Raw genomic sequence first — 2,367 nt, 5'->3', positions numbered from 1 at the left:
CTTAACACGCGCCCCGGGACCTTTCCGCTAAGATCGAATGTAGTGATCAGAAGCTTATCGCCTTTAGCCAAAAGTCCGTTTGGGCTGCCTAACGATAGATCGATGCGCGCAAACTCATCCACGGTGCGCGAGAGCAGGTCGATGCGCCAGATCGTCCCACGCGCGGGATCGCTTGCGAGCAAAACCTCGCTGCCGAGCGCTACGACGTCGTTTAGGGCCTGTGCTCCCTCGATTTTTAGATTGAAAACCTCCTGTCCTTTGCTAAAGCCCCTGATCGCGTCCAGATCGCACACGTAGAGCACGTCGCCGATCTGCGCCATTCCGCCCGGATTTACCAGATCGTCTATAAAATTTGTCTCAACGACACCCGAGTTTTTTACTATGCGGCTGATGAAGCCGTCGCACTCCTGCGGGTCTTTGCTCGCACCATGGTTGGCGACGTAGAATGCTTCTTCGGTGATTAGCGAGCCCTCGGGCGCACTGAATCCATCGAGCTCCAAGCCGAAAAGCGCGCCTGTCAAGGCGCACGAAAGTAGAACTTTTTTCATAATCTCTCCTTGATCTCGCCAAAATTCTAAGAATTTTAAAATTTAAACCGAAACCACCGGGCGCCTGGTTAAATTTTTAAACTCCACAGCGAGCTTTAAGATGAGCGAAATTTAAACCCGCAGAGCAAATAAAAGTGTAATTTTAGTTAAACAAAGTGGCTTAATCGGCAAAATTCTAGCGGGTCGGAAGGCCTTGCTTCGCGCGTCGCTTTTAATTTGATGTGTCGAAGCCGAAGTGAGTAGGTTTGTGTGCGCTTTGGTTTACGCTGCCACTCGCGGAATTACGCCGTGAAATTTAAGCCGTATCGCGCAACTGCGGGCGTTTTTGCATACGTAATTTATTTAGGCTGTTGCTTTGGAATTTTAATTCTACGAGCGGATATTTTTTGCAAACTGCCGCGTGATTTTGATGCGCAGATGAAAGCGTTACGTTTAAAGACGTCACACGCTTTAAAATTTGATTTAATTTAAACAAAGTGCGATTAAAATGCGATTTAAATTTTATGTACCGCGGGTGTAAAATTTCGGTCGCAAAAAACCGACCTACCGCAAAAATTATTTAAAATTTGGAGTGCACAAAACGCCTTTTGAAATTTAAAAACGAGCCTGAGGCGCATTTCAAAAATTAATGCGTGAGATTTAGACGCCGAGTTCAAATCTCGCCGTGATAACTGTTTCAAAATTTAAAGCACAAAATTTAAACCATACTGATACGCGCCTCGCACCGAAGCGCTACGCCTCAAAATTTAATATGTAAATTCAAACGGGCGCGAAATTCTTGCGCGCCGAGGCTTTACGGGCTTTAAAATTTTAATGCGCAAAATTTAGATCAAGCGGCGTCTGTGCGACTAGCCGCAGCCGTTCGCTTGAAATTTAAATCGCAAAACTTAAATTATAGAATTTAACCGCGCGCGCCGAAAGGGGGCTAAAAATCTAAAACTCCCTTGCCGGCTTAGATGCTAAAATCCTCGCCGAGGTAGAATTTACGGACGTTAGGATCGCTGGCTATCTCTTTTGCGGTGCCGCCGGCGAACAGCTCGCCGTCTTTGATGACGTAGGCGCGGTCGCAGATCGCAAGCGTCTCGCGGACGTTGTGGTCGGTGATGAGCACGCCGATGCCAAGATCGCTTAAATCGCGCACGATGCTTTGGATGTCGTTAACGGCGATCGGATCGACGCCTGCAAACGGCTCGTCCAAAAGTAGAAATTTCGGCGTTATCATTAGGCTTCGCGCGATTTCGCAGCGCCTGCGCTCGCCGCCGCTTAGGCTCACGCCTTTGCGCAATCTGATCGGCTCGATGTTGAGTAAATTTAGCATCTCATCGACTTTTCGTGAGGCTTCGGCTTTATTTTTATAGGTAATCTCCGCAGCGAGCATTAAATTTTCCTCAACGCTAAGTTCCTTAAAGATGCTGCTTTCTTGTGGCAGGTAGCCGATGCCGAGCTTGGCACGTTTGTGAAGCGGAACCTTTGCGATGCTGCTCTCATTAAGCAATATATCGCCACCGCTAGCGCTTATTAGCCCGCAGATCATATAAAACGTCGTGGTTTTGCCCGCGCCATTGGGCCCTAGCAGCCCTACGATCTCGCCGTTATAAAGCTCTAGCGAGATTCCTTTGATGATCGGCGTGCCTTTTATGGTTTTTTTAAGACCCCTGACTTCCAGTTTATGCATAGCTTACCTCGTATTTTCGCCCTTGCGCGTGCGGCGTGATCCTCACTACGCAAAAATCAAGCTCATATTTTTTAAGTAAATTTATCAAATTTTCATCCGCCCATTCGATCAGATGAAGCCCTTCTTCAAATAAATTTTCAAATA

The 2,367-nt window shown here is 47.4% G+C and carries 1 protein-coding gene and 1 pseudogene; both read right to left on the bottom strand.

What is annotated here, in order from left to right; all coding sequences use genetic code 11:
• Nucleotides 1–548, bottom strand: a pseudogene (locus tag Q0256_RS02380) (ATP-binding protein); the annotation flags it as partial.
• A gap of 952 nt (nt 549–1,500) precedes the next feature.
• Nucleotides 1,501–2,223 carry an LPS export ABC transporter ATP-binding protein gene (lptB, locus tag Q0256_RS02375; protein ID WP_297883040.1) on the bottom strand — a complete coding sequence of 241 codons (723 nt, stop codon included), beginning with the start codon at nt 2,221–2,223 and terminating at the stop codon, nt 1,501–1,503.
• Between the last annotated feature and the right edge of the window lie 144 nt (nt 2,224–2,367).

It is taken from the genome of uncultured Campylobacter sp. (assembly GCF_937949835.1).
Taxonomy (GTDB): domain Bacteria; phylum Campylobacterota; class Campylobacteria; order Campylobacterales; family Campylobacteraceae; genus Campylobacter_B.
Note: the sequence above shows the minus strand (reverse complement) of the source record. Positions and strands in the feature narration are given on the sequence as shown.